This window comes from Veillonella orientalis, assembly GCF_018406505.1.
GTDB classification, from domain to species: domain Bacteria; phylum Bacillota; class Negativicutes; order Veillonellales; family Veillonellaceae; genus Veillonella; species Veillonella nakazawae.
Window position 1 is genome coordinate 191,944 of record NZ_AP022322.1, and the last position, 20,013, is coordinate 211,956.

Sequence of the window (20,013 nt, forward strand, 5' to 3'; positions counted from 1 at the left end):
TAACCTGTATCAAATAGCATACTTATTATTTTATTTTATAAAAGTTTAACAACTCCTTTATAGACAATATAACACTTTGTAGTAAAATGAAATCAAGATGAATTTAAAAATATAGATATGGTTATGTTACAACATATCTAAGTTACTATATGTGTTAAGAACAACAGGACTTTATGAGCTTCACTGTTTCCTGCTGTGAATGGAAGGAGTTTAGTATGAGACCTTGTCCCTATTGTGGACACGAGGTGTTAAAAAGTGAACGATACTGTCCAAACTGTGGACGTATTCGTAAAGCACCCATTTCGTTAGATAAATATAGTCTAGGCATGATTGAAAACTTTAAACAATGTTTTGTTTATAAATACGCTGACTTTGAAGGGCGTGCTAGCCGTAGCGAATATTGGAATTTCTTTTTGGTGTATCAATTGCTATTTGTAGCCATTCTATTTACTTGTGCATTCTTGAGCTATATCAGTCCGCTCTCTAGTGTGGTTGGCGTTGGCTTCGGGCTAGTCATTCTTGTACTTATGTCCGTCGTTATGGTCATCCCTAGCGTAGCTGTTGCAGTACGACGCTTGCACGATCAAGGCCGTTCTGGCGGAATTGTCTTTGTGGGACTCGTTCCTGTCGTTGGTACAATTATATTGTTAGTGTTAATGGCTCTTCCTGGTGAAAGCCATACAAACCGTTTTGGATTACCAACAGGGCACGTTATTCTCACAAAGCAAATGGCTCATGAAATTGGTTTGATTGATGCTACACCTACCACAGGCCTTACAGCAGGATTACTATGTGCAATCTTTGTGCTGTGGTTCTTGGTAGATCGATTACTAACGACAAGTGTGATGTAGTCATATAAATAATATATTTTTTTATAAAAGAAAGCTCCTACTTAATGTAGGAGCTTTTGGTGTTATTTACTACTAGTTAATATACTATCATCAAAGGTGATTTTATCTATGATGACAAGATTGTGGTTAGATCCGATAGCACGATTACCATATTTATGGAATTTTGTTTCTAATTCAAGACGTCTAGCATTTTGCATTTGCTTTAAAATATCATTAGTTACATCTGGAGATGTTTCTTTTTTATATCGAATACCATTAATTAATAACGTATTGTCTTTTTCAATATATCTAATGATTGTACGACCTTCATCATAGCTAAGTTGGTTTTTATACTTATCTTTTTCTTTATCATCTTTTTCATTTTGAGGTGTAATCTCTCTAGCTGTTGTTGTCCGAGAGTCTTTTTGAAGAATAAAGTTGATGTTATACGTATTATTGGCTTGCTTTACACTATCATCAATTGATGGGAAGAGAGTTCCATGAGGACTAGGGTAGTTTTTCTCTGATTTATAAAATAGTTTATCTTCTGTTACCATATATTCTTTGCCATTTTCTTGGAATGTTATACGGTACATAACATTGTTGCCATCATAGCCAACCCAAGTTCCTAGATACTTGTTTTCGCTTTCACTTTTGCCGCAGCCTACAATGATAATAGTAGATAACAGCATAACCATAATTAAGCTAAGTTTAAGAATGTATTTCATATGCCATATCTCCTTATTTTGCGGTATCTAAAATAGAATCATTAAAGGAAAAATCAAATTGAATTGTTGGCTTTGGTTTAAAACTACCAAATGTATCTTTTTTGCGTTCTTCCACAACAAGTTTTTTCATATCTTCTTTTAAGGCTGGTAAATAGGCTTGAACAGAATTATCGTCAGATTGCTTTTTGAAGATTACTTTGTCGAAAACTAAGGTGCCATCTTTTTCGTTATAAATAATTGGTTTAGGACCTACATCTAATTTATTGTCGATAGCAACAGTAAGTTTGTTGTGTAAAGAATCACTAGACTTTGTTAAGAGATAGTCTGCATTGGCAGGAGCTGTATCCCCGCCATTTTTAGTGTCATCGGCTTCCTCAAGACCACTAGAAAAATAATCCATTAAAGGATAATAGGAGTAATCATATAAAGATACTAATAGTTGGCCGTCGATATTTTCAATGATTAATTCTTGAATATCATCTTTATCATTAGTTTTATTATAAGCAATCCAAGTGCCTTCAAATTTGCTGTTAGCATTATTGTTTTTGTTATTATTATCACTACCACATGCAGTTACGAAGAGCATCGTAAAAGTGAGTAATAGTGTAATTATAAAGTTACGTTTCATATGCTCTCCTTATGCTGCATCGCCATAATATTTACGACGTAAGTAGAAAATGTAGCCACCACCAATGACAGCAACAATAGCTACGCCGATGCCAATATAGAATAACCAACCGTGGCTTGGTTTAAAAATAAAACGAATATGACTGTTTTGCGTAAAGGTAACAGTATTTTTATCTGTTAGTGTTCCGGTTTGAACACTTGCTGGATCAATTTCACCAGATACGGTAACTGTTGTTTTGCCTTGAGATGTTCCTAAATCTACAATATAAGTACCAGAAGTTGTTTTTTCTAAGGCAAGTAAAGGCCCTTGGTTTTTATTTCTTAACGTCATAGCATCTCTAACTTTATTAAGTTCTTCAACGTTGTTGAACTTTGAGTTAACAGTCCAAACATTATAAGGTGTTTCATCACCATTATCTACAGTAATCTCTTTTCCTTGATCATCAAGAGCCTTGATGGTATAGTCTTGAATATTGTATTCATTTATAATTTCTGTAATAGAGTCTTTTGGCAATGGGCCAGCTTGTGAATTGATTTGAGCATTCCAAGTGCCACTACCATCACTATCAATTTTTACATCTGAATCTATTGTGGCACACCCAGATAGTAGTAACATACATAAACTAAGAATCATAAGGGATAATTTTCTCATAGTATTCCTCTCTTTCGCACTACAAATATAAACTATCTATAAAATGTTATTTATGATATATTGTACATTAATTAGATAAATCTAGGCAATATGTGTGGTTGAAAGGAATGATGAAATGTTAATGAAGTTTAAACAGGTTGGTATGTTTAAAAGTATATTAATTATTTTAGTGATAATTTGTGCTTTAGTAGGCGTTGGATACGGCGTATATAAAAATATGACGTATAAGAGTACTCCAGAGTATTCGCTAAAGTTGATTTACGATGTGATTCAAAATGGTGATGAAGAAACATTAAAAAAATTAATTGATATTGATACTTTGGCGAATAGGAGATATGAAAAAAAGTTAGCTCTTTATAGACAATTAATAAACGAAGGTAAGGAAAAAGAGATTTTATTTCCCTATAAAAATCGAAAGGTAAATCTTGCTGAGTTAGAGCATTTATTAGCTAACGACCGTTTTAATAATGATATACATACTATTTTTACAGGTGGTGATGTAGATTCTCTAATGAAAGGGGAATCTCCAAATGCTAGATTTGTTGAGCATATTCTTATGTTACGTGAAGTTGATAGATTTAAACTAATTTCTTTAGAAACATATAAGATGTCCTCGGAACAAATTAGCGTTGTAATTGTTGGTTTAGATACAAAAGATAATAACTTGAAAAGTTTGTCTCTAGAAATGAAACAATTGTCAGATGGTATGTGGAAAATAGTTTGGTATGATTTTGCTTCTTTTGGATTTCCTGATTTAGAGCGAGATTATAATTAGTCTAATTACTCTAATTACTCTAATTACTCTAATTAAATAACTATAACTTAGTAGAATCTATTTGACAATATAGGTCTAGGAGCCCTATAATTATCTATTATATGAATATTGCGTTGAAAAAGACGGCACGTCTCAGACGGATTTAGTAGAGACCAAACTCATGGGCTGAAAGGTTTGGAAATCTAGAGATTTGCGGATCACTTTGGAGCAAGCGGCAACGCCGCCGGTGAACACCGTTATATGTTTAAGTGGCTTTCACTGTTTACGTGACTAGCTCGCCTAATGTGTTACAGTCATGCGCTAGCATGGTCTGACAATCAAAGAAAAGCAGGGCGAAGCTTTCACCAGTAACGAAGGTCAGTAGGGTGGTACCACGGATATTACGTCCGTCCCTTCGGGGGCGGGCGATTTTTTTATGTAAAAGGAGCACATCATGGATTACGGTAAGACGTTACATTTGCCTGAAACAGAATTCCCAATGCGCGGCAATTTGCCTAAGCGCGAACCAGAAATTTTAAAGTTCTGGGAAGACAACAAAATTTATCAAAAACGTTTGGAATTGCGTAAAGACGCAAAACCATTCATCTTGCATGATGGCCCTCCATATGCGAACGGTAAATTGCACATCGGTCATGCCCTCAACAAAACGTTGAAGGACATCATCATGAAATACAAAACAATGACTGGTCATTATACTCGCTACATCCCTGGTTGGGATACGCACGGTTTGCCAATCGAGCATGCGGTTATTAAAAATACTGGTCTTAACCGTCATGAAATGGCGCCATTAGATTTGCGCAACAAATGTAAGGAATATGCATTAGAATGCGTAGAAACTCAAAAACAAGACTTCATTCGCTTTGGTGTATTAGGCGAATGGGAACGCCCTTATTTGACATTGCGCCCTGAGTTTGAAGTTAAACAACTTGGTATCTTCGGCGAAATGGCAAAACGCGGCCACATCTATAAAGGTCTTAAAACTGTATACTGGTGTACACACTGTGAAACTGCATTGGCAGAAGCAGAAATCGAATATGCTGAGAAAAAATCCTTCTCCATCTACGTAAAATTCCCTTACGTATCTGAGAAAAAGGTTACATTGCCAGCTGGCGTAGATCCAAAACAAGCATACTCCGTTATTTGGACAACTACTCCTTGGACAATGCCTGCCAACGTAGCTATTTCCGTTAACCCTGACCTTGAATATGGTTGGGTAAAAGTAGGCGACGAATACTACTTGATGGCCACTGAACTCGTTGATGCAGCTATGAAAGATATCGGCATCGAAGACTACGAAATCGTAAATCGTTTCTCTGGCGCAGACTTAGAATTGGCTGAATTCAAACATCCATTCGTAGAACGTAATTCTACTGTATTGTGTGGCGACCACGTAACACTTGAAGCAGGTACTGGTTGCGTACATACAGCTCCTGCACATGGTGAAGACGACTTTAACATCGTTATGCGTTATAACAAGGAAGGCAAAACTGAACTTCCTATCGTATCCCTTGTTAACGAAACTGGTAACTATACTAAACAAGTAGACGACAACCGTTATGGTGATACTGAATTCCCATTGGCTGGCGTAGAAATTCATGATGCTGAAGTGCCTGTTATCAAAATCTTGGCACACAACAATGCATTACTTCATAAATCTAGCTTGCGTCACCAATACGCTCACTGCTGGCGTTGTAAAAACCCTGTCATCTACCGTGCTACAGAACAATGGTTCTCCTCTGTAGATGGTTACCGTCAACAAGCTTTAGATGCAATCGACAACCAAGTACAATGGATTCCTAAATGGGGCCATGACCGTATCTTCAACATGGTTCGCGACCGTGGTGACTGGGTAATTTCCCGTCAACGTATTTGGGGCGTGCCGATTCCTATTTACTATTGTGAAAGCTGCGGCGAGCACATCATCAACGATGATACTATCAAAGCATTACAAGAAAAAGTTGCTGTAGAAGGCTCCGATGCTTGGTGGGCTCACAGTGCAAAAGAATTGTTACCAGAAGGCTTCAAATGTCCTCATTGCGGTCATGATGAGTTCAAAAAAGAAACAGACATCATGGACGTATGGTTTGACTCTGGCTCCTCCTGGGCTGGCGTACTTGAAGTTAACGGCTTAGATGTACCATGTGCTATGTACCTTGAAGGTTCTGACCAACATCGCGGTTGGTTCAACTCTTCCTTGTTAACAGCAGTAGCAACAACAGGTAAAGCACCATACAATTCCGTATTGACTCACGGCTTCGTTGTGGACGGCGAAGGTCGTAAAATGTCTAAATCTGTAGGTAATACAGTAGCACCAAGCGACATCATCGACGTATACGGCGCTGACGTTATGCGTTTGTGGGTATCCTCTGCGGATTATCAAGCAGACGTACGTTTGTCCAAAGACATCGTAAAACAATTATCCGAAGTATACCGTAAGATCCGTAATACATTCCGCTTCTTGCTTGGTAACTTGGATGACTTCAATCCAAATACTGACAAAGTGGCTTATGCTGATATGTCCGAATTCGATAAATGGGCATTGTTGCGCTTAGAAGAAGTACGTCAAAAGGTTACTGACGCATACGAAAACTATGAATTCCACATGTTGTACCATGCAATTCATAACTTCTGCACAGTAGACTTGAGCTCCATCTACCTTGATGTAATGAAAGATACTATGTACGCTGAAAGCAAAAATAACGTAGCTCGTCGTTCTGCTCAAACAGCAATGTATGAAATCTTGAAAACATTGGTAGCTATGGTATCTCCTGTACTTTCCTTCACAGCAGAAGAAGTTTGGAAGTACATGCCTAAAGAAGAAGGCATGCCTGAATCCGTTATGCTTCAAGATTGGCCACAAGGTCATCCTGAACACTTCAACCAAGAATTGGCTGATAAATGGAACCAATTGTTAGACTTGCGTACATCTGTACAAAAAGCATTGGAACTTGCTCGTCAAGACAAAACAATCGGTCACCCATTGGATGCATCTGTTACAGTATATGCTGAAGGTGCTGCATTCGACGCATTGAACGCCCTTGGTGAAGAAGGCTTGGCTAAACTTGTTATCGTATCCGAAGCTCACATCGTAAATGGCGCTGCTCCAGCAGAGGCTGTAAAAGACGAAGAAACAGGCGTAGCGACAGTAGTTGCTCCATCTGAACTTGAAAAATGTGAACGCTGCTGGATCCACCGCGATACAGTAGGCCAAGACAGCGAACATCCTACACTTTGCCATCGTTGTGCAGAGGTTGTTAAAAATTTATAGAAATTTATGAATTCATTGTATACTATCTTTCTCATATAACTAATCGTATTAATTGTGACATTGTCATTTTCCTCATGAAATCTTAATGTGTAAATTTTTACTCATTTCACATTAGATTTAATGTCCTAGTTTAAGATGTTTATAGTTAGTTTAGTTATTGTGCTTATATGAGAAGGAGGAAGAGCAATGGTAGCAACTATCGTTAAAGCAATTTTGGCTGCACTTACTGGTTTAGCAAACGCAATCTTGCCTTTATTCAAATAACAATTTCATTCCCCAGAAAAAAGACCACCCAGCTTGCGGGTGGTCTTTTTCTTATGCCTGAAAATAGAAATCAATTTGTAACATAATGATTTAGAGAATCTTTAAGTGTCGTTTAACTATAAGGAGTTATATTGACTATAGAAACAAGCATACCTATAATGAAGATGAATTAACCATGAAATGAACGTGAAGAACGGGCAGTGTTGTGTGGTTTTATTTCTTATGCAAAACGAGGGGAGCGTATAAGTCATGAGAAGAAACATAATTATTAAGGCGTTGGTGTTAGGGACTATAGGATGTGCGTTTAGTGCTACAGGTTTTGCAGCAAATGTACAAAATGGACATGGCCAAGGTATTACAGATTCTACTACAGAAGTAAATGGGGCTAAGCATGAAGCGGTTCGCTCTAGTTGGATGGATCGTACAGATATTATAGTCGGTACCCAATCTAAGGTAGGGGCTCAAGTTTCGGTAGAAACATTACAACCCTTAACCCATTATGATGAAAACTCTAAATCAGTTCTATTCGTACAAGGTGGCATCGGTAAAGGCGGACAAGAGGATCAAGCTAGCTATTTCTCTGGTGGCAATGGGGGATATTGGTATCCATACAATCCAGTTACTAAAAAAGGCGAACAACGGTATAGACCTGAAGAACATCATAATACTAAATCATTGGGAACTGTTGCTAATGTAGGGTTAGGCTATCGGATTCTCAGTAAACATGAACATGCTTATGTAGGTGTTAATACGTTTTATGATCATTCCTTCTCGAAAAAATATAACCGTATTAGCGGTGGCTTGGAATATGTATCTGGCTTTAACGAAGTTCGCGCTAATATCTATAAGGGATTAAATAGTACAAAATCTGAACCTTATAATGTACCTTTATATGAAGGTTATTTTGAATTCTTGTTAGATGGTGGCACTGCAGGTTATACAGTTTACAAGTCTCAAAAAGCATTGTCCGGATATGATGTAAGCTATGCACGCACCTTTAAGAATGCTCGCTGGGCACGTGCTTATGTAGGTGCTTATCATTGGAATGGCTTAGGCGCCACAACACATGGTGAAGGTCCTGCCTTAACTCTTAATGTTGGTAAAAGCCACGGCTGGCAAGCTGGTACTACATTACAACTTACACCACATGTTTCTCTAGATGTAGGGTATACATCAGACAATAACAATTCTAGTGGTGCCTATGGCTTTGTTAAATATACATTAGGTACATCCAAGTTTGCTTGGCATGGTGGTAAGCATAGTGATGATACTATTACCAATGCACGGGCTAGAATGTTAGATAAAGTAGATCGCAGCCCGATGCGAGTAGGTAATACCTATGAAGAATTCTGGATGGTAGTACCTTATGATCACTTATAAAGGCTAGTGGGGAGACAGTAATATATGATAAGCAAGTTAGTATTTAGAGCCATGGTTTTAGGTGCTGTAGCATGTGCATTTAGTGCTACAGGTTTTGCAGCAGATGTACAAAATGGACATGGACAAGGTATTGCAGATTCTACTACAGAAGTAAATGGGGCTAAGCATGAAGCGGTTCGTTCCAATTGGTTAGATCGAACAGATATTGCTATAGGTGTGCAAACTGGGGGCTCATCTGATTCACACAAGGGGATGTTCCCTAGTGATTATAATAATAACTTTTACAATACAATATCAGATTACGGGAATATCACTAAAGCCTATATAGAAACATTACAACCTATTACCCATTATGATGAAAACTCTAAGAGCGTTGTGTTCGTACAAGGTCGTATTGGCCGTGGTGGTGAGAAAATCTCCTCTAAAGAGGTAAGAGGTTATTTCACTCCAGACCTTGTAATGTCACCATTTGGGTTTGATGTTTTTACGGAAATCAATACAGATGAAAAAACATCTGAGTCGTTAGGAACGGTTGGTAGCTTAGGTGTTGGTTATCGTATTCTTAGTAAACATGAACATGCTTATGTAGGTGTTAACGCTTTTGTAGATCGTGCTTTCACAGGAAATTACAATCGTATCAGCGGTGGTGTAGAGTATGTGAATGGACTCAACGAAGTGTATGCCAATGTGTATAGAGGCCTTGGTGATAAGGAACTCGTAAAAGGCGGTGGCGGTAATCCATATCCTAAACGGTTGTATCCTAATGGCTATCCAGATACATTCCCATACAATACCATTCCTAGTGAAAATTATAATACCTATGTAGGTGGTGGCGTGTTAGATGGCTACGAAATAGGGATCGTAAGGTCCTTTAAAAATGCACGTTGGGCTCGTGCCTATGTAAATGGGTATCGTTGGAACGGCAATGGATTTAGCCATAAACAAGAATATAATTGGGGGCGTCCAGGTCATTGGTCTGTGCCGTGGTTTACTGCACGAAATGCTAACCATTATAAAGGCATTAAAATCGGTGCTGAATTACAATTGACACCACATATATCTTTAGATATTGGGTATAACAATGCTAATAATATGTCGAAAGGTATATATGGTACTCTTAAATATACATTAGGTACATCTAAATTTGCCTTCTGGGGTGGCAAGCATAGTGATGATACGATTACTACAGCTCGCTCTAAAATGCTAGATAAGGTACGTCGTCAAGACATGATTGTAGAATCCTTTGATGACATTGAATACGATTATTTGGCGCCAATTGATCATCTATAATACCACTGTAGTTTAGATTATAGATATTAAATAAGACATGTAATAATAGGAAAGTAATTTATATGAGCAAGACATTAATGATAAAAGCAATGGTTTTAGGTGCTGTAGCATGTGCATTTAGTGCTACAGGTTTTGCAGCAGATGTACAAAATGGGCATGGCCAAGGTATTGCAGATTCTACAACAGAAGTGAATGGGGCTAAGCATGAAGCAGTTCGTTCTAGCTGGATGGATCGTACAGATATCGTAGTCGGTGTTGGCATGAAAGATTCTGAAGAGTCGAGTAGCCATCACTTCCATAATTTTACGTCTTGGGAAAATCATCCTATTGTGGGGACTTCTGATAAATCCAAATCTACAGAACTCAACAAGTTATACATTGAGACATTACAACCTATAACCCATTACGATGAAAATGCTAAAAGTGTTGTCTTTGTACAAGGTCGTATTGGACGCAGTGGAGAAAAGATATCCTCTAATAAATTAAATAATTATTGGGTTCCAGCTAGACCTGCAGGGACGTTTACGGTATATAATGGGCAAACAGATAAGGAAGAGTCCTTAGGTGTAAATGCTAATGTTGGTGTAGGGTATCGTCGCCTTAGTAAAAGTGAGCATGCTTACGTTGGTGTCAATGCATTCTATGACCATGCATTTAAAAATGGATATAAACGTGTTAGTGGTGGCTTAGAATATGTGGTAGGGCTTAATGAATTCCATGCCAATATTTATAAAAATTTAGGATCTAATGAAAGAAAATATATAGGCCTTCATGGGCGAACTGATACATGGTATGATCCTACAGGATTGTATCCATATGGAATGGATCCTGATCAAAGTCTTTATGATTATGCTAGGGTTGATTATGAAAATCACTGGGCTCTAAGTGAAAATACTGTAGCTAGAGGTTATGATATTGGCTATGCTCGAACATTTAAAAATGCTAGATGGGCTCGTGTCTATGCAGACTATTATAACTGGCGTGGTAGAGAGGCTGTAAAAGTAGGGTATTATAAATTACCTAAACGCGATGCTATTAAAGGCTTTAAAGTGGGGGCAGAATTCCATATTACACCACATCTTACTCTTGATGCGGGTTATAAAACAGCGTCTCATCATTTGAGTGGTCCTTATGCAACTTTGAAATATACAATCGGTACATCTAAGTTTGCTTGGCGTGGTGGTAAACATAGTGAAAGTGCCATTACAACAGCACGCTCTAAGATGCTTGATAAGGTACATCGCAGTGATATGGTTGTACAAGAAACTGTAGAAGAAACTTATGATCATGGCGTTGTCGATGTAGGTTTATAGGGGCTTCCGCATACACTACCCTCATGATTATTTATAATAGTTTAGCTTGTTCATAGGTTATAAAAAAGGAGCTAGTACATTATGTACTAGCTCCTTTTATGTTCTGGGTCATTTTTATTGTAATGCCTTAGGCACACTGAGTTTTTTCCAATTATCTAGCTCAGGTATTTCCAAGGTGTTGATTGTTTTTTGAATCCAGTAGTTTAAGGATACTTCGTTACCTAACTGTTGTTCAAATAAATAGGTATTGCCTGGTGTATCGAGAGGTTTACCATCCTTGTCGATGGAGTGGCGCATGGATTCTTTCAGATAGAGTTGCACTCTAAAAGGATTTGCGTGATTGCCTCTGAAAATAAAATAGGAGGGGCCAATAAAGTCATGGGTACGGACATTAATTTGTTCGTACTTTTTGTCTTTTAAGCCTTGTAATGCGGTTTGTATCATTGCGTTAGCATCGTCGTACTCCTCAAGTAGGAATGCTTGTTGATCTACATCGAGTACATAATGCCAAGTTGGTTTTTCCTCGTTCGTTTCGATGGACCAGTTATCTCCTAATGCAGGTAATTGGTGCGTATCGTAGAGGTCTTTTAATAGCTGAATGGTATTCTCTTTTTTGAATAGTGCTCGATAGATCATCTCTTGACCTTCTGTAGGGTCATAGCCATGTATTCTGACTTGGTACGTATCACGTGGCATACGCTTTACATCTAGCTTAAAGATGTTTCGTAGCTTGTCTGGTATGGAGAGGAAATGATTGTAAAAGCTCAGTTTCATTTCTTCTTGTGATTCTAAAGCATGCTCGATGGTTTGCCAATCATATAAGGTGGTATCCCATAAGAAGTCATCCATGTTTACAGATAAGCGAGCTGCATTTTGAGGCCATTCAGTGTGACCAGGCCGTACTGTTGAGGTAGACTCTGTAAAGCCCTCTTTATAGTGCCAATGGCCATCTATTTCTTCGAAGGCTGCTAAGCGCTCTTCTGCTTCATTATCGATAGGGATATCCTTCAGCTCTTCATCAAGGTTTGCCTTGTGAGATAGTATATATTGATGAGACTCTTCGTAATAGGCTACAGCGGCATCTAAATCCGGTTTGCCTGTGACATAGCCTTTTTCATAGGCATACCCTAAGGCAACTCGCGTTAAAGCTCGTGTAATATCATAGAAGAGAACACGATCTTCCTCTTCTAATGCGCGCTTTTCCTCATCTAGTACACGTGTTAAGGATTGTACACCGAAACGTATATTTTTCGTTACCCCTAAGCCATGGATTCGCATATAACCAATATATGGTAAGGAGAACATAAAACGCTCTTTTGTGGCTGCCATGTGTGTTAAGTCTGCAATGAGACTCCAGTCGAGAGGAAGGTGGCCTATGTGGAAAATATAACCGAAGGCCGCTTGCAATGCAGCATAGCCGGCGTCGCTAAAATGCTTAGTAGCTGCGCGACGGTAGAGGCCGATTGCTTTTACAGGATTATACGGAATTAGGCGGCGTAGTTCTTTCGTATCATAAAAGTGATAGTAATAATCCGCTAATTCGGCTGTGCTTTCAGCTTGGCCCAAGGCGGCACCTTTCGTGAACCATGTGAAAGCATCCTCAAATTTTCCATGTTCGTGACAGTCTAGGCCCGTGTAGAGCATCATGGTTGGATTACCTAGCTCAGCAGCCGTTAAAGCTACACGGCGCGCATTATCAAAATCGCCTTCGTCGATATAGATGTTACGTAAATTGCCTTGGAACATGGCAAGTCCATTGTTGAGGGCCTTGTTAAACCATTCTTTGGCGAATGTAGTAGCATTTTCCTGTAATGTTTCGTCTGAAACAGTGCCTTGTAAGGTTGAAATGCGTTCTTGTATAGAACCTTTTTGTAAGCTTTGTTGAATCCGTTTTGCCAAGCTTAGGCGGGGCGGTGTAATCATATCTCGAGCTAGGCTAATGCGATCATCATCGCGCCAGAAAAAGACATTACCTATAATGTATTGGCAAAAGGCATCGCCTTGTTTAGCGTAGTCGTAAACGATATGAAATGCATCATTAAAGGATATTAACATATCCTTTTCAACCGTAGGCGTAATGGTTCCATTGATACGCAATGCTTGTAAGGTGCCGATAGGACTACAACGGCGAATGCTATCGTGCAAGCATTGATAGGTACGCATGTTATTTTCAGGGAAATTAGATTCCTCCCACGTAAAGCGTGGACCTGCGTAGATACGAGCCAATAAAGCATATGCATCAGCTATCTCTCGAGACTCTGGATTGTTTGCTATTTTTAATGCGTCCTCTTTAGTGTCAATTTCGTTTTCCAGAGAGGTAGTCATATCGTTGCGCAAGGCTTGATGCTTCGTTTGCTCAGGGCTTTGCTGATTGTTTACGATGAGCTCTAATTGGCGTAAGCCTTCTTGAGCCATCTCTTGATTATATGATGTGAAAATCATGTGGAAGACCTTTTCTAGGCGTTCCGTAAAGTACTGTGCCATAAGGCCTCCTTTATATTAATTACATTTACTATAGAATACATATTTATTATATAACGAACGTAAGAGACCGCAAAAGAGGAAAAAACCCCTCTGAAGTCTTTCAGAGGGGTCATATTTATCCTAGTTCATAGAGATAGATATTATTTTTTGTTGTAATCGCCGAACCATTTGTCGTAGATTTTTTGGTAAGTGCCGTCTTCTTTAAGTTCTTTAAGAGCTTTATTAACAGCTTCTTGTAAAGCTTTGTTGCCTTTTTTCATGCCAAGAACTGTACCTTCAGCTTTAGTAGGTTCGCCTACGAGTTTAAGGTCTTTGTCAGCACCTTGTTTAAGGTAGTACATAGCCACTGCGTTATCGATGATAGCACCGTCGATTGTACCAGCTTTCAATTCCATGAAGATATTAGCATTGGAATCAATTTGTTTTACTGTTGTATTAGGGATTTTTTGAGCCATTTCAACAGGGATAGTACCGATTTGAGCACCTACAGTATGACCTGCTAATTCATCCATGTTATGGATTGTTGTGTTGTCTTTACGAACAACTGTGATGAAACCACCTTGATCGAAGTATACATCGGAGAAGTCCAATGCTTTTTCACGTTCAGGCGTAGCATTGATGCCTGCTGCGATCATGTCGATATCGCCAGATTGAACTGCTGGAATCAAAGCATCGAAGCCCATGGATTTGAATTCCATTTTTAAACCTAATTTTTTAGCAATTGCTTCGGACAAATCAACATCGAAACCAACGTATTTGTCGCCTTCAGTAAATTCGAATGGTGGGAATGTAGTTTCAGAACCTACACGCAATACACCCTCTTGTTGTGTCATTTTTGGTTTGTCATTACCACAACCAGCCAATAAACCCATTGCTGCTACCGCTACGAGGGCGATGGCTGTCAACTTTTTGAATTTAAACATAGAAACCTCCTCAAACATCCATATACATGATTTATCAAATTCTGTTTATATTGTACGGAATTTTACAATAATAGGCAATAACATTGTATAATTAAGAGTAAATGAGTTTTCTATTCTTTATTGTAGAGTACTAAAATTCTTTACAATAATTTGGATATATACATGGAGGTAATATGTCTCTTACGAATACCTTTTCAGATCTTTGTAAAAGATTTGCACCTGATGCGTTTGCTATTAACTATACATTAGCTAAGAATCCTGAGCTTTCTAGTCATGAATTTGAGACCGTAAAAACGATTGGTGCTGTTCTTGAAAAATATGGTATGGATGTAACTTATGAATTTTGTAATCTGCCAACAGCGTTTAAGGCGTCTGCTGTAAAAGTAGATAATCCAAAGGGGCGCTTGGCTATCCTCTGTGAATATGATGCATTGCCTGAAGTAGGTCATGCATGTGGTCACTCTGCCAGTGGTTCCCTGAGTGTACTCGCTGCATTAACGCTACGCAAAATGCAACAAGACGGCGTTGCTTTCAATATGGACATCGATATCATCGGTACACCTGATGAAGAAGCCACAGGTTGCAAGGTGGATATGTGCAATGCAGGCGTGTTTAAAGACTATGATTTAGCTATCATGGTTCACCTCGATGGTGAAGAAACACGACCTAATTCACAATTCTTGGCACTAGACTGTTTCCGTGCTAAGTATCATGGTAAACCAGCCCATGCAGCAGGTGAGCCTTGGAACGGTATTAATGCGGTAAACGGAGTACAACTTGCTATTCACGCGATGGATATGATGCGCCAACAAGTGCGACCTGAAACGCGCATCGGCACATGGATCATTGCTGGTGGTACTGCATCTAATGTTATCCCTGAGTTTGGCGAGTTAGAGGTAACAGTACGTCACACTGAACGTGAATATTTAAATGGCCTATCTGAACAAATCAAAAAAATCTTTGAAGGCGCTGCTCTTTGTACTGGTACAACAGTAGATGTAGAGTTCTATGGCAATCCTTATGATGATATGAACCAAAACCATCGCGGTACTACTCTCATTGAAGAGGTGATGACTGATATGGGCATTGAATTTAAGCCAGGCCCAGCAGATATTGGGGGCAGCTCAGACATCGGTAATGTGAGCTATCAATGTGCGGCGTTCCACCCTAAATTACGACTTGCTGGGGACGATAAAGTATGCCACTCTAAAGAATTCGCAGCCGCTATGCTAGAACCAACCATTGAACAAACAATCCTTGATGGAGCCAATATTATTGGTCGTACATTATTAAGTTTGGTAGAAAACCCAGCAGTATTAGAAGAGATTGTGGCTGAATTTAATGCATCTAAGTAGCTGAATTTAATGCATCTAAATAACTTTATTTGTATGCAATCTTACCAACTAGCATTTAGATAAGGGATTAATGCTAATACAGTGCTTTCTATATCGATGGGGTGAGCTGTAATATCTTAGATAAAATTCATTGCCTCCTTCAGAATTACTGATAATAGACGATAATGGGATGTTGCCATTGATAAAACTTTGAATCTTGGTGAAATAGGCACCTAACTCACGGTCGTGATAATAGAGCGTCCAGACCACGTTATTTCCCGCGATGACCGGAATGTACTTAAGCTCAAGAAATTCGAATAAACCGGCTATGGATATATCATCTGGTACGATAAATTCTTCGCGATGCCAACTAGCATCATCGGCTGCACAAACTGCATCTCGATCAATTATGATACGCATATAGTTTCACTTCCTATCTATGCCTTATATACTATCTATGTCTTACATACTATCTGTGTATTCTTTTAACAGATATATTTGTAACTATTACTGTACTACTGATTGAAAATAATATCTATCCATTTATATACCGTATTAAAGGAGGCTTTATGTCCTCAACTGAAACCTTACAAATTAAAAATTATATAGGTCTCACCGGCGATAAACCCATTCGATTCATTGCATCTGATGTAGATGGTACCTTGGTTAATGATGCGAAAGCAATTCCTAATGAGGCTATCGAGGCGATTCGTGCCGCTCGTGAAAGTGGCATTCGTGTAGCCATCGCTTCTGGTCGTGCTTGGAATGAAATGAACGATGTCATCGAGAAGTTGCCATGCTTACGCTATTTTATGTGTACCAATGGTGCCTATGTAATGGATAAAGATGAAAAACGCACTTTATTCCATGTAACATTTGATAAAGTACAGGCCTTATATTTATTGCGTAAACTCTTAACCTATGGCGTTTATGTAGAGGCCTATGTGAAAGATAAAATCTTTGGCATGTATCCGCCGTCTCGTTGTATTACACCTGAACGCTTATGTGCCTGTGTAGATGAACGTAATGAGGGCGATGACAGTAATACAAAGAGTTCTTATAGCGTAATGAATAATCATATATCTGCTGATACAGAAGGACATCTACCTGGTGAAACCCATGATCACTATGCCTTGGCCGAAGGTGATGCAGCAGCGCATACAAAGATGTCTGAGTGTGAAGTAGAACAGTCTAATTTCTTCTTTAGACCTAATATCCGCCCATTTATCTTGGCAACACGAACTATGGTGCCTGATTTACTAGCTCATATGGAAGCCTTAGATGAAGGTCCTGAGAAGATGCAAATCTTTTACGGCGATGAGCCTATGCGCCAAAGAATCTTACAAGATTTGCGTGATGAATATCAAGGTATGTCTCATGATGGTACAGGTCGTGAACGCTTTTATGATGTACTGCTCTCTAGTGAAGGTAATCTTGAATTCGTACTACCACATACCACAAAGGGAACCGCTGTAGAAGCACTGGCAAATCACTGGAAATTTAGTCCCGATGAAGTCATGACCTTAGGGGATAGTGAAAACGACCTATCCATGCTGCGTTTTGCAGGTGCTAGCGTAGCTATGGGCAATGGGAAGCCAAATATTAAAGAAGCAGCGCGTTATGTGACGACAGATAATAACCATCATGGCGTGGCCAAAGCAATCTATTCCGCCATTGCGTATAACAATGAATTACTAAAAAAACAGTAATCATATCTCAAATTAGAGATACTACCAGTTAAATGTAAATCTTTCTAATTTGGATTGTGTTCGATATGTGTAAATCTGAGATACTACCAGTTAAAAATAAATACTTTTAACTGGTAGTATCTGAAAAAACTATATATATTTGTTTGTCGGTTTGTATTCCAGTCGGTTTTATAGTGAGGCATTGCTCGAAAGTGTATTACAGGTAATACATTGCTTTAGCTGCTGTTAGAGCGAATGCTAAGTTAGTTTTATTAAACCCATAGGAGGTGATGTAGAATGGGAAATCTAAAGTTTAATATAGATGATACTTGTGTTAAGTGCGGTGCGTGTGCCGTAGATTGTCCTGTTCAATGCATCACCCAAGGAGAGACTCGGTTTAACATAGGTAAAGGGTGTATCGGATGTGGCGATTGTTATTCAATCTGTCCCGTAGGTGCGGTAAAGATGTCTAAACGTGAGCCTGAGAAAGAATAGTCTCTTGAAAGGGTAGAGTCTCTTACAGGGCATCTCATTGTATTGAGTTTTGTATAGAGTAAAACTAAAATCCGAACATTAAAATATTAATCATAAATTTCATACGGAATATATGGAGTCCATATACTTCGTATGGTATAATGAAATGTAATGAAATTTAGCGTTTTGTTCGAGAAAACGCACCGCCAGTACAGAAATGTAAGGGTATTAAAAAATAGTGAATATACTTTCACAAATAGATGCATATGGAGGAAGGCATGGAAAACAAGGAATTTGTTATTGTTGTTGACTTTGGTGGTCAATATAATCAATTGATCGCGCGCCGTGTTCGTGAAAATCACGTATACTGCGAAGTATATCCATACAACAAAGCGCTGGACAAAATTAAAGAATTAAAACCGCAAGGTATCATCTTCACAGGTGGCCCTAACAGCGTGTATGAAGAAAACTCTCCAAAAATCGAAAAAGAGATTTTTGAACTTGGTATTCCAGTTCTTGGCATGTGCTATGGTATGCAATTTATGGCGCATACATTGGGTGGCGAAGTTAAATCTGCTGACAACCGTGAGTTTGGTAAAACACCTACTAAAGTGGACACTACATCTCCATTGTTCAAAGGCTTGGACGAAGACCAAGTTGTGTGGATGTCGCACGTTGACTATGTAGCAAAAGTTCCTGAAGGGTTCGAAATCATTGCGCATACAAAAGACTGCCCTGTTGCATCTATGCAAAATAAAGAACGCAAATTATACGCTATGCAATATCATGCAGAAGTATTGCATACTGAACATGGTAAAGAAATGCTTCACAACTTCTTGTATGAAGTATGTGGTTTCACAGGCACATGGACAATGGCAAACTATGCAAAAACTGCTATTGATGAAATTCGTAACACCGTAGGCGATGGTAAAGTATTATTGGCATTGTCTGGCGGTGTAGATAGCTCCGTTGCGGCAGCTCTTATTTCTAAAGCTGTTGGCGACCAATTGACTTGTATCTTTGTTGACCATGGTTTAATGCGTAAAAACGAAGGCGACGAAGTTGAAGCAGCTTTCAAAGATTCCGGCATGCATTTCATCCGCGTCGATGCAGAAAAACGCTTCTTAGATAAATTGGCTGGTCTTGAAGACCCAGAAGCTAAACGCAAAGCTATCGGCGAAGAATTCATCCGCGTATTCGAAGACGAAGGTCGTAAAATCGGCTCCGTTGACTTCTTGGCGCAAGGTACAATCTACCCTGACGTTATTGAGTCCGGTACTGGTGAAGCAGAAGTTATCAAATCTCACCACAACGTAGGCGGCTTGCCTGCAGTTGTAGACTTCAAAGGCCTTATCGAACCATTGCGCAACCTCTTCAAAGACGAAGTACGTGAACTTGGTTCTGAATTAGGCTTGGCTGACTACCTCGTATGGCGTCAACCATTCCCAGGTCCTGGTCTTGCTATTCGCGTAATGGGCGAAATCACGAAAGACAAACTCGACATCTTGCGTGATGCGGACTACATCTTCCGTGACGAAATTGCAAAAGCTGGTCTTGATCGTGACATCAACCAATACTTTGCAGTATTAACATCTACACGTACTGTAGGCGTTATGGGTGATTTCCGAACATACGATTACACATTGGCATTGCGTGGCGTAACAACAACAGACTTCATGACTGCTGACTGGGCGCGTATCCCTTACGACGTATTGGACACAATCTCCCGTCGTATCGTAAACGAAGTACAACACATCAACCGTATCGTGTACGATATTACATCTAAACCACCTGCTACAATTGAGTGGGAATAAGATGATTTGCTTAATATAGCTAACATACAAAAAATACATAATATAGTTTAGTCATCCAAAGAGTCTGTCTTTGGATGACTTTTTTATAGGTCTTCAAAAAATGTGTTTTAGATGGTAATAGAAATTTCGTATTAGTGATTAAAATGATAAAAGTATCGTATTTATTTGT

16 protein-coding genes are annotated in these 20,013 nt (G+C 38.9%); 10 read left to right on the forward strand and 6 right to left on the reverse strand.

What is annotated here, in order from left to right; translation table 11 throughout:
* The first annotated feature begins 215 nt into the window (after window positions 1-215).
* Window positions 216-851 (forward strand): DUF805 domain-containing protein, encoded by a 636-nt coding sequence (locus VEIS1202513_RS00795; protein ID WP_213467557.1) that lies wholly within the window; start codon window positions 216-218, stop codon window positions 849-851.
* Window positions 852-913: 62 nt separating this feature from the next.
* On the opposite strand, the gene VEIS1202513_RS00800 is transcribed toward VEIS1202513_RS00795, so the two are convergent.
* From VEIS1202513_RS00800 to VEIS1202513_RS00810, 3 genes are read right to left on the reverse strand one after another with little or no spacing between them, the layout of a single operon-like run.
* Window positions 914-1,558, reverse strand: coding sequence for a hypothetical protein (locus VEIS1202513_RS00800; protein WP_213467558.1), 645 nt, complete (start codon window positions 1,556-1,558; stop codon window positions 914-916).
* A 13-nt stretch (window positions 1,559-1,571) separates the two neighbouring features.
* Window positions 1,572-2,186 (reverse strand): hypothetical protein, encoded by a 615-nt coding sequence (locus VEIS1202513_RS00805; protein ID WP_213467559.1) that lies wholly within the window; start codon window positions 2,184-2,186, stop codon window positions 1,572-1,574.
* A gap of 9 nt (window positions 2,187-2,195) precedes the next feature.
* Complete coding sequence (locus tag VEIS1202513_RS00810; protein ID WP_119206242.1) at window positions 2,196-2,837, reverse strand: hypothetical protein; 642 nt, start codon at window positions 2,835-2,837, stop codon at window positions 2,196-2,198.
* A 121-nt stretch (window positions 2,838-2,958) separates the two neighbouring features.
* On the opposite strand from VEIS1202513_RS00810, the gene VEIS1202513_RS00815 reads away from it, so the two are divergent.
* From VEIS1202513_RS00815 to VEIS1202513_RS00835, 5 genes are all read left to right on the forward strand, one after another.
* Window positions 2,959-3,612, forward strand: coding sequence for a hypothetical protein (locus VEIS1202513_RS00815; protein ID WP_238672597.1), 654 nt, complete (start codon window positions 2,959-2,961; stop codon window positions 3,610-3,612).
* A 433-nt stretch (window positions 3,613-4,045) separates the two neighbouring features.
* Window positions 4,046-6,880 (forward strand): isoleucine--tRNA ligase, encoded by a 2,835-nt coding sequence (gene ileS, locus VEIS1202513_RS00820; RefSeq protein WP_213467560.1) that lies wholly within the window; start codon window positions 4,046-4,048, stop codon window positions 6,878-6,880.
* 513 nt (window positions 6,881-7,393) lie between these two features.
* Complete coding sequence (locus VEIS1202513_RS00825; RefSeq protein ID WP_024065912.1) at window positions 7,394-8,524, forward strand: inverse autotransporter beta domain-containing protein; 1,131 nt, start codon at window positions 7,394-7,396, stop codon at window positions 8,522-8,524.
* Window positions 8,525-8,548: 24 nt separating this feature from the next.
* A complete protein-coding gene (locus VEIS1202513_RS00830) occupies window positions 8,549-9,814 on the forward strand; it encodes an inverse autotransporter beta domain-containing protein (RefSeq protein WP_213467561.1) in 1,266 nt (421 codons plus the stop codon).
* Between the two features lie 62 nt (window positions 9,815-9,876).
* On the forward strand, window positions 9,877-11,127 hold the full coding sequence (locus tag VEIS1202513_RS00835) for an inverse autotransporter beta domain-containing protein (protein WP_155086872.1): 1,251 nt from the start codon (window positions 9,877-9,879) through the stop codon (window positions 11,125-11,127).
* A gap of 114 nt (window positions 11,128-11,241) precedes the next feature.
* Here VEIS1202513_RS00835 and VEIS1202513_RS00840 read toward each other — a convergent pair whose 3' ends face one another.
* Together VEIS1202513_RS00840 and VEIS1202513_RS00845 are read right to left on the reverse strand one after the other, a co-directional pair.
* Window positions 11,242-13,611: a tetratricopeptide repeat protein gene (locus tag VEIS1202513_RS00840; protein WP_213467562.1), complete on the reverse strand. Its 2,370-nt coding sequence runs from the start codon at window positions 13,609-13,611 to the stop codon at window positions 11,242-11,244.
* 140 nt (window positions 13,612-13,751) lie between these two features.
* Window positions 13,752-14,534: a basic amino acid ABC transporter substrate-binding protein gene (locus VEIS1202513_RS00845; RefSeq protein ID WP_105094582.1), complete on the reverse strand. Its 783-nt coding sequence runs from the start codon at window positions 14,532-14,534 to the stop codon at window positions 13,752-13,754.
* A gap of 173 nt (window positions 14,535-14,707) precedes the next feature.
* Between VEIS1202513_RS00845 and VEIS1202513_RS00850 the strand changes: the two genes are divergently transcribed.
* The gene (locus VEIS1202513_RS00850; protein WP_213467563.1) at window positions 14,708-15,889 is read left to right on the forward strand and encodes an amidohydrolase; all 1,182 of its coding nucleotides are present in this window, start codon (window positions 14,708-14,710) and stop codon (window positions 15,887-15,889) included.
* A gap of 48 nt (window positions 15,890-15,937) precedes the next feature.
* Here the strand turns inward: VEIS1202513_RS00850 and VEIS1202513_RS00855 are convergent, their stop codons facing one another.
* Window positions 15,938-16,288 carry a hypothetical protein gene (locus VEIS1202513_RS00855; protein WP_178884265.1) on the reverse strand — a complete coding sequence of 117 codons (351 nt, stop codon included), beginning with the start codon at window positions 16,286-16,288 and terminating at the stop codon, window positions 15,938-15,940.
* Between the two features lie 149 nt (window positions 16,289-16,437).
* Here VEIS1202513_RS00855 and VEIS1202513_RS00860 point away from each other — a divergent pair, with 149 nt between their 5' ends.
* The 3 genes from VEIS1202513_RS00860 to guaA all read left to right on the forward strand — a co-directional run bounded on the left by VEIS1202513_RS00860 (window position 16,438) and on the right by guaA (window position 19,844).
* The gene (locus VEIS1202513_RS00860) at window positions 16,438-17,577 is read left to right on the forward strand and encodes an HAD family hydrolase (protein ID WP_213467564.1); all 1,140 of its coding nucleotides are present in this window, start codon (window positions 16,438-16,440) and stop codon (window positions 17,575-17,577) included.
* Between the two features lie 276 nt (window positions 17,578-17,853).
* Window positions 17,854-18,051 carry a DUF362 domain-containing protein gene (locus VEIS1202513_RS00865; protein WP_119206251.1) on the forward strand — a complete coding sequence of 66 codons (198 nt, stop codon included), beginning with the start codon at window positions 17,854-17,856 and terminating at the stop codon, window positions 18,049-18,051.
* A 257-nt stretch (window positions 18,052-18,308) separates the two neighbouring features.
* Window positions 18,309-19,844 (forward strand): glutamine-hydrolyzing GMP synthase, encoded by a 1,536-nt coding sequence (gene guaA / locus VEIS1202513_RS00870; protein WP_039969514.1) that lies wholly within the window; start codon window positions 18,309-18,311, stop codon window positions 19,842-19,844.
* Window positions 19,845-20,013 lie beyond the last annotated feature (169 nt).

Excerpts from the sequence above, each read along its gene's own strand:
- VEIS1202513_RS00855 (WP_178884265.1), bottom strand. The coding sequence starts at position 16,288 with ATGCGTATCATAATTGATCGAGATGCAGTTTGTGCAGCCGATGATGCT.
- VEIS1202513_RS00840 (WP_213467562.1), bottom strand. The coding sequence starts at position 13,611 with ATGGCACAGTACTTTACGGAACGCCTAGAAAAGGTCTTCCACATGATT.
- VEIS1202513_RS00825 (WP_024065912.1), top strand. The coding sequence starts at position 7,394 with ATGAGAAGAAACATAATTATTAAGGCGTTGGTGTTAGGGACTATAGGA.
- VEIS1202513_RS00810 (WP_119206242.1), bottom strand. The coding sequence starts at position 2,837 with ATGAGAAAATTATCCCTTATGATTCTTAGTTTATGTATGTTACTACTA.
- VEIS1202513_RS00830 (WP_213467561.1), top strand. The coding sequence starts at position 8,549 with ATGATAAGCAAGTTAGTATTTAGAGCCATGGTTTTAGGTGCTGTAGCA.
- VEIS1202513_RS00800 (WP_213467558.1), bottom strand. The coding sequence starts at position 1,558 with ATGAAATACATTCTTAAACTTAGCTTAATTATGGTTATGCTGTTATCT.
- VEIS1202513_RS00815 (WP_238672597.1), top strand. The coding sequence starts at position 2,959 with ATGAAGTTTAAACAGGTTGGTATGTTTAAAAGTATATTAATTATTTTA.
- VEIS1202513_RS00860 (WP_213467564.1), top strand. The coding sequence starts at position 16,438 with ATGTCCTCAACTGAAACCTTACAAATTAAAAATTATATAGGTCTCACC.
- guaA (WP_039969514.1), top strand. The coding sequence starts at position 18,309 with ATGGAAAACAAGGAATTTGTTATTGTTGTTGACTTTGGTGGTCAATAT.
- VEIS1202513_RS00865 (WP_119206251.1), top strand. The coding sequence starts at position 17,854 with ATGGGAAATCTAAAGTTTAATATAGATGATACTTGTGTTAAGTGCGGT.
- VEIS1202513_RS00845 (WP_105094582.1), bottom strand. The coding sequence starts at position 14,534 with ATGTTTAAATTCAAAAAGTTGACAGCCATCGCCCTCGTAGCGGTAGCA.
- VEIS1202513_RS00850 (WP_213467563.1), top strand. The coding sequence starts at position 14,708 with ATGTCTCTTACGAATACCTTTTCAGATCTTTGTAAAAGATTTGCACCT.
- VEIS1202513_RS00805 (WP_213467559.1), bottom strand. The coding sequence starts at position 2,186 with ATGAAACGTAACTTTATAATTACACTATTACTCACTTTTACGATGCTC.
- VEIS1202513_RS00835 (WP_155086872.1), top strand. The coding sequence starts at position 9,877 with ATGAGCAAGACATTAATGATAAAAGCAATGGTTTTAGGTGCTGTAGCA.
- ileS (WP_213467560.1), top strand. The coding sequence starts at position 4,046 with ATGGATTACGGTAAGACGTTACATTTGCCTGAAACAGAATTCCCAATG.
- VEIS1202513_RS00795 (WP_213467557.1), top strand. The coding sequence starts at position 216 with ATGAGACCTTGTCCCTATTGTGGACACGAGGTGTTAAAAAGTGAACGA.